General features: G+C 65.7%; 6 protein-coding genes and 3 pseudogenes. 5 read left to right on the top strand and 4 right to left on the bottom strand.

The annotated features are described in order from the left end of the window. Nucleotides 1-200 (top strand): annotated as a pseudogene (locus tag ABZ471_RS47225) (hypothetical protein); the annotation flags it as partial. A 281-nt stretch (nt 201-481) separates the two neighbouring features. On the opposite strand, the gene ABZ471_RS47220 reads toward ABZ471_RS47225, so the two are convergent. Next, nucleotides 482-1,996 carry an ATP synthase F0 subunit B gene (locus ABZ471_RS47220; RefSeq protein WP_359075331.1) on the bottom strand — a complete coding sequence of 505 codons (1,515 nt, stop codon included), beginning with the start codon at nt 1,994-1,996 and terminating at the stop codon, nt 482-484. 273 nt (nt 1,997-2,269) lie between these two features. On the opposite strand from ABZ471_RS47220, the gene ABZ471_RS47215 reads away from it, so the two are divergent. From ABZ471_RS47215 to ABZ471_RS47205, 3 genes are all read left to right on the top strand, one after another. Next, complete coding sequence (locus tag ABZ471_RS47215; RefSeq protein ID WP_359075330.1) at nt 2,270-2,464, top strand: hypothetical protein; 195 nt, start codon at nt 2,270-2,272, stop codon at nt 2,462-2,464. Nucleotides 2,465-2,747: 283 nt separating this feature from the next. Then, nucleotides 2,748-3,665, top strand: a complete 918-nt coding sequence (locus tag ABZ471_RS47210) for a hypothetical protein (RefSeq protein WP_359075329.1) — start codon at nt 2,748-2,750, stop codon at nt 3,663-3,665. A 48-nt stretch (nt 3,666-3,713) separates the two neighbouring features. Continuing rightward, a complete protein-coding gene (locus ABZ471_RS47205) occupies nt 3,714-3,920 on the top strand; it encodes a hypothetical protein (RefSeq protein WP_359075332.1) in 207 nt (68 codons plus the stop codon). A 77-nt stretch (nt 3,921-3,997) separates the two neighbouring features. Here ABZ471_RS47205 and ABZ471_RS47200 read toward each other — a convergent pair. After that, nucleotides 3,998-4,302: pseudogene (locus tag ABZ471_RS47200) on the bottom strand (HNH endonuclease); the annotation flags it as partial. A gap of 402 nt (nt 4,303-4,704) precedes the next feature. Between ABZ471_RS47200 and ABZ471_RS47195 the strand changes: the two are divergent. Further along, nucleotides 4,705-5,244 (top strand): annotated as a pseudogene (locus tag ABZ471_RS47195) (DUF4158 domain-containing protein); the annotation flags it as partial. Nucleotides 5,245-5,881: 637 nt separating this feature from the next. Here the strand turns inward: ABZ471_RS47195 and ABZ471_RS47190 are convergent. After that, the gene (locus ABZ471_RS47190) at nt 5,882-6,316 is read right to left on the bottom strand and encodes a hypothetical protein (RefSeq protein ID WP_359075328.1); all 435 of its coding nucleotides are present in this window, start codon (nt 6,314-6,316) and stop codon (nt 5,882-5,884) included. Nucleotides 6,317-6,344: 28 nt separating this feature from the next. Then, nucleotides 6,345-6,802 (bottom strand): restriction endonuclease fold toxin-2 domain-containing protein (locus tag ABZ471_RS47185; protein WP_359075327.1); only part of this gene is annotated, 458 nt, incomplete at its 5' end.

The raw sequence follows: 6,802 nt of genomic DNA, 5'->3' as shown, positions 1-6,802 counted from the left end.
TCGCCCGCACGGAGCGACGAGTGGTCAGCTACTGGTCGTGCTACTACCGCGGAATGGGCGGAAAGTACAGAGTGTTCGGGACCTATCCGGGTTCCGCGCTCATGGAGGCGTTCCGGGCTGCAGCATCGGAACACCTGGGCGCGCCGTGGCCGCGCAACACGCCACCTCCCCTGACGGGCGCGGCCGACGGGCTTGCCTGAGCGGTGGTCGCCGCCCCAATCTGGCGAAGGCCATTGTGCCGGCGGGCGAAAGAGCCTGCGCGGCCTGGCGGCCCGTCGCCTTCTTCGCCGCGGCCTTCTTGGCAGGCTGCTTCCTCGCGGCTGCCTTCTTCTTCGGCTTCGTTATCTCGTGCGCCGCGGCCGGCTCTCCGCGGGCCTCCTTCGCCTTCTGCACCGAATCGATCATGGGGCGGCGCATCCGTCCGGGCGACTGGCTTCGGGACGAGCACGAAACCGTCCTGGTAGTACAGCCCGCGGAGTGGTCAGGCAATGTGGCTCTGGTGAATCATGCGGCCCTTGGTCCAGTCCGTACCGCCTCTTGCCCGGTACGGCAGCCTCAGCCACCACAAGACGGCGTTGCCGGACTGGTCCACGAGTTCGATGTTGTCGTCCGTGAGCTCGTTGATGACGTATGCGGACAGCACGTCATGCGTTTGCACCTCCAGCTCCAGGGAGCCGAGATAGGAGGCCAGCTTCTTCTGCAGAGCACGGCGCCGGTTGAACCACCAGCTCTCGCGGTGGGGCAGCGGATCGGGCACCAGAGAGGCCAGCATCCGGTCGACGTCAATGAGTTCCGGCCCCAGCCCCGGCCCCGCCGGCGCTCTGTCCCCCAGTAGGCCGAGCAGATAGGCCAGCTGGGCGTCGACCCCGTGTTTAAAGGGCTCCTGGACGCCGTCGTCCACTACTTGAAGCGTCGGCGGCCGAAGCGGCCCGGCGTCGTAGGTGGAAGGGTCGGACACCTTCACCAGGCGTGGGTCGTAGCGAGTCAGGAGGCGGTTTTCTTCCTTGTACTCCCGCATCAGTGCCACGACGTACTGGAGTTTGCCCGGGATCTCGACGTCTTCTCCCACGGAGCCGACGTTCCGCAGTGACCTGAGGTGATCGCGTTGCGCGATGGACGACATGGTGGTGGCCCGGTCCCTGAACGACAACGGTTCGACCACTCCCGGGAGTCCAGGCACCAGACCGTCACCGTCGACCTCACCGACGATGCCCAGCGCCATAGCGCGCCAGCGCGCCCTGAGTTCCGCTGCGTGTTCCTGCGGAAGGCGCAGCGTCAGCACATGCAGGACGCGCCATAACGCAGCCAAGTCCGAGGGAGGCACTAGTTCGGCCTCGTCATCGGGTAGCAGTTCGGGGCGGAGCCGAGCGCTCGTGGCAGACATGCCCGGCTCGGTGAGGATGCGGAACTCCTTGCTGAGGAACGCACGCAGGAGATCGGGACCCGAGAGGTTGACCGGCTGCTGGCGTCTCAGTTTGGCTTCCTGGTGTGCCTGCTCGCGGATGCGCTCTGCCTCCGCTCGGGCCTCTTTGAGGGCTTTTTCTGCCTCCCCGCGCAGGAGGGAGGCGCGCTGCAGCTCAGTGGCAGCTTCCTCTCGGAGGTGCTCGATCTCGTCGGCCTGCCTGTGTTGCGCTTCCTCGGCTTCCTTTGCAAGGCGCTTCTCAGCCTTGGCCGCCCGGGTGACCATGTACTTGGCTCTCATCCAGTGCTGGCGCCACTCCTCCTGCAGACTGGCGTCGCCCGGCCGGAGCTGGCGGATCAGTTCCATGATGAAGTCGAAGCTCGGGAGCCTCTTGCCGTTGAACACCTCAGACAGCGTCGATGTGGGCAGGGTGTAGCGGCCGTCTTTTTTCGACTGTTTGTAGAGGGTCAGCTTCGCAGGTGCACCACAGGCGATGTGGAGGATCTCCAGGGCGGTCGCGAACTCTTCCAGCACCCGTTCCCGGGCCAGCAGCAACTCCTGGTCGCTGAGGTCCGAAAGATCATCCGTGGGCATGTCCCCCCACTCCTGCCGCCGAAAGCCCCAGCCTATGCCCCCAAGCAGGAACATCCGCCTGTATCCGCGAACATCCATGAACATCGCCGAGAAGACTTCCGGTTCGGTCGGACATGGATCAATTCGCGTTTGCCGCAGCAACTTTCAAAGTTGTCCGGGTTCACCCAGCATTGTGGGATCCTCCCGCCGTCCCTCCGCCAATAGAAGGCACCGCCGCTTGTCCTGCCCCGGGGGTCGGGAGCCGCAGAAGTACCGGCGGGGAGAGGAAGAACGATGACGCACACGGACGAAGCGAAGGCAGCAGACATCGAGAACGCGGCCTGGACGATCAGCCTTCAGCGCCGCGGCCTTGAGGTGAAGGCCGGCCGGCATCTGCACCTGTCGCTGTCACGGACGCTGCTCTGGTGGCTTGCCAGCGTTGTCGGCGCAGCTAGCGCGAGCCCGTACTGGACGACCCTGATCCGTTAGGCAGCACGCGTGGCACCGGCGCGGCAAGGAACCCTTGCCGCGCCGGTGCCACCCGGACGTCCAACAACCGATCGGTTGTTGGACACGGGCCCCGAAGCGGGCTGGGCACCGTCACCAGCAGCGTCATGTGACATCGAGATGAGAAGCCTGACTGACACGAGGGTGAGACGTCGCACTTTGTGACGCGTGACCTGCATTTCCGCACAACCCTGAGGGGTGGGCAGAAGTCTCCTTCCGCGACATGCAGGTCATGGCCGTCCTGCACGCCGTGGAAGGGGACTCTGTGCGTTCATGGGGATCGAAGCTGTTCGGCACCGCTGTCGTGGTCACGCTGCTCGCCGGTTGCGGCGGGGGCGGCTCCGGCGCCGCGTCGGAATCGGCATCGGCACTGCCACCCGCCCCGCGGAGCAAGCTGGTGGACGTGTTCGAGAAGCTCCCGCCGGGCGGCCTCATGCTCATCGACTATCTCGACCTGCGCACGGCCCGGCCGCTGATGGCCCGGGACAAGGAGTTGTACGCGTTCCCGCCGTACTACTACATCCATGACATGTACGACTTCCGGCACCCGGCAGAGAGCGGGAACGATTCGCTGGTGATCAAGCCGACGGCCAAGGAAACCTACGGGTACGACGAGACGGACGTGGACACCGCGGTCTCGTACGAGACCGACGGAAATTACCTCACGGGCCGCTTCGACAAGAAGGCGATCGCCGCCTCCTCCTCCATGGGGGCAGGGCTCGACTCGCTCACGGACAGCGTCATCTATCGCGTCATGAGCGCGCCCAAGGGCAAGACCCTGGCCGACGACCCGTCGTACGTCGCCGTGGCCAACTGCCTCGGCACCGTCTTCACGGCGAACTTCGACCGTAAATACGCGCGCAACAGCAGAGCATTGCTGGCGGCCGTCGGCACCCGGATGGGCACCGACGGCAAGCCTGTCTCGAAGCTGTGCGCCCTGAGCGGCTCGCGCAAGGACGCCGACGAACTGGCCGGGATGCTGCGTGCGTTCACTGCGAAGGGCAAGCCGTTCGAGGGCGCGACCGTCGCGGTCGAGGAGCGGGACAAGCCGATGGTCATGATGAGCTGGAAGAACCAGGCGCGGCCCGGACTCCGGGTCGGCCAGCACCGCCTGCTCGGCTACGGGAAATGGGGCGACGCCCGGAACCAGCCCGATTTCACCATGACGAACGATTCGGTGTGAGGCGCGTCTCACCGCCGCCCTTTGTATTACCTCCACAAGAAGCGCTCCATGTCCGGACGTATCCATGACTGGGCTGCGGAAGTCACTGGTGGCCGCGACCGCGACGAACTACTCCAGAGCAAGCGCAAGTTCGCCCATCGGGACCAGGGCGACATGGAGCTGATGCTCGACAACTTCACCGCCGGGTGCCGCAAGGCACTCCGCCCCACTGAGCGGGACCGGCCAACACGTAGGGGCCTCCTGCGACGCCGCTGAGCCCTCGCCCGGCTACCGGGCCAGCGTGACGGTGATCGGCACGTCAGGGCATCGGCCAAGCTCCTCGGAGAGCGATGCCCACGCGGCCCCTGGATGGACCGGTCGTCGTATGGCGAGACCACTCGCCGCCGGTGAGCGTGCAGTTCGGACCCTGCTCAGGTGCTACGACGGCTTCGGCCTTCAGCACCTCCGCCCGTGTGTTGCAGCCGTCCCTGTCGGCGTCGACCCAGTGCTTGAACTTGCTGCGCTCGTAGCCGGTGCGGTCCTCGGTCCGGACCGGGAGCTGGGCCAGAACGTTCCCTACGGGGGCGGTAATCGTGGTGCCGGGTTCGGCGGCCGGGACGGGGTGGGCGGTCGCGGGGATGAGCAGGGCAGCGATCAGGGCCGTGACGGCGGTGTGGGCGAAGCGCACGACGATTCCTCTCGGAGATCACGTCAGTTCGTGATCTTCGTAGCGGCTCCGTTCTGCGGCTCGCCCGGGACCGGTGACGGTTGTACCCGATCGGGCGGCAAGTCTGATGGTCGGCTCTTCATGGTGGCCGCCTGGGATCCGCGTGTGGCAGACGTCCCCGAAAACCTGATCGAGCTGGAGCGTGTCGCCGAGTTGGAGCGTGCCCTCCTGGCAGCCCTCTCCGGCGAGGAGTACGACGTCGGGTGTGAGTAGTTGCGGTACAGAAAGTGCCGTTGAGATTGATCATCGTCGGCTAGCACACGGGATGCGGCTGCGGCCGAGGTTCGTGGAAAGGTCGCCCGGCGGCTGTTGACGCTGGTTACGGTCCGCCTCGTGCCGGTGGAGTTTCTGACTGATGAGCAGGCGCACGGGACGTTCACCCAGGCGCCCACGCGCCTGGAGCTGGAGCGGTTCTTCTTCCTCGATGACGACGACCGTGACCCGATCGCGCTGCGGCGTACGGACGCGCACCGGCTGGGCATGGCGGTGCAGATCTGCACCGTCCGCTACATCGGCCGGTTCTTGGGCGATGATCCGCTGGCGGTGCCGTGGGAGGTCGTGGAGTACCTGGCCGGGCAGCTCGGCATCGAGGACGCCTCGTGCCTGAAGCGGTATCCGGAACGGCGCAGGACGCCGTACGAGCACGCGGAGGAGATCCAGGAGCGGTTCCAGTACCGCGACTTCACCGACCGGCGGTGGGGGTGGGAGTTCCGCGGGTTTCTGTACGGGCGGGCGTGGACGCATGCCGGCGGCACAACCGACTTCGACTACGCGCAGCTCGCCGGCGGCACCATCCAGTTCCGGAATGCAGAGTTTTCCGACAGCACCATCGGCCTTCAGGAACACGCGCTTCTCTGGCAGCACCGTCCACTTCGCCCGGGCGCGACTCTCCGGCGGCACAATCGACTTCCACGGCGCGGTGTTCTCCGGCGGCATGGTCAACTCCGTGGGCACGGAGTTCTCCGACGGCACCGTGTCCTTCGCCGGTGCAGCGTTCTCCGGCGGCACCTGAAGTAGTGTGAACGGCGGCGTCCAGCACTTTCGACTGGGCGTTGACGAGATCGCTCGGAATGCTCGCCGACGCCCTGGCGGTGTAGGAGACGGCCTTGTAGATCGCCAGTGTGGACCCGTGCCGGATGACAGCCACGCTGATGGGGGACTTCATGCCCTCCTCACCGGACTCGACAACCCACTTGAGCCGGAAGGCGACCCCTTCATCGCCCCGCGGGGGAGCTTTGGTGGCTTCGACGTCGTCGTACATCACCTTCATGGCGTCTGCGACCGCCTCGAATCCCGTGCAGGACTTCAAGCCTTCCATGAGCAACTGTCAGGAGTTCTAGGTCGGTTGAGGTGTGTCACGCTGCGGCGGAGCCCTCGGAGCGTTCGACGAGGTGACGTTCTCGAAGCGGGCGTCGGCCCGAAGCTGTTCGGGTTCGTCGCGCTTGCCCTCGGCGATCGATCGGGGCCAGCTGTCGACCAACACAGCCGGTCTATGCGATCACGGTGCCGGTCAGCGTTCGACTACTTGAATGTGTTGCTTCAGCTCCTCGGCGATGCGCGCTGTGTCTCCGCTTGCGGGCATGCGCCAGTCTGTCTCGATTCCCTCTTCGACGGCGGGCTCCGAGCTGAAGCGGATCAGGTCCGGTGAGGGAAGGAACGAGTCGCGGAGCCAGGCGATGAAGACGGCCGCTTCATCGGCGGTGTTGTCGGTGAGGACGACCGTGTCCCGGCCTTCGTTGCTGGCGAAACCGGTGAACTCGATTCCGTCCTCCGTCACGGCCCAGAAGGAAAGGCGGAGTTGCCTGCCCTGCCTCGTCTCGTAGCGGACTTCGGAGAATCGGGCTTCGAGAGCGGCACCGAAGGCGGCAAGGTCGAGGTTCCAGCCGCCGGGGTTCTTGGCTGGTGCGTAGAGCAGGTAGGTCGTCTGGTAGTCGTCGAGATTCATTGCGGGGAGCGTCCTTTGTCGTCCGGGGCTATGGCACGTACCGGGAGGTGCCCTTGACGCCCTGTGCCGCCATGAGCGTCTGCCAGTAGGCTGCCGCGTCATTGTCGTTGGTGATGATCTCCAGGCCTCGGATCTGCTCGTGGTGCGTCATGGCCTGCTTGTAGTCGCCAAGTTCGTCCTCGTCCTTGCCTACGAGGATGTCCTTCTTGCTCCACTTCTTCTTGCCGTTCCTGTCGTACTTGTCTTCAAGCTCGAACGTGTCAGGCGTACGCCACGAGTTCTTCTTGCATTCGTCGTCCGTGTCCTGCACGTACTTGGCGTCGATCATGTAGCCGTCGGCTGGCCGCATGCCATCGGCGGCGATGGCGCCTTTGCGGGCGCCTGCGGGCAGCGCTCCTTCGGCGACCCAGGCCACATCACCCACGCCACCAACGTCGCCACCGACCAGCTCAACTCCCACGCCCGACCCTGGATCTGGGGCAGACC

It is taken from the genome of Streptomyces sp. NPDC005728, assembly GCF_040630895.1.
Classification (GTDB): domain Bacteria; phylum Actinomycetota; class Actinomycetes; order Streptomycetales; family Streptomycetaceae; genus Streptomyces.
The sequence above is the reverse complement of the archived record's forward strand: the minus strand, read 5'-3'. Positions and strand labels throughout refer to the sequence as shown.

Bases quoted from the DNA above. Each gene is read 5' to 3' on its own strand.
- ABZ471_RS47220 (WP_359075331.1), bottom strand. From the start codon at position 1,996: ATGCCCACGGATGATCTTTCGGACCTCAGCGACCAGGAGTTGCTGCTG.
- ABZ471_RS47215 (WP_359075330.1), top strand. From the start codon at position 2,270: ATGACGCACACGGACGAAGCGAAGGCAGCAGACATCGAGAACGCGGCC.
- ABZ471_RS47205 (WP_359075332.1), top strand. From the start codon at position 3,714: ATGTCCGGACGTATCCATGACTGGGCTGCGGAAGTCACTGGTGGCCGC.
- ABZ471_RS47190 (WP_359075328.1), bottom strand. From the start codon at position 6,316: ATGAATCTCGACGACTACCAGACGACCTACCTGCTCTACGCACCAGCC.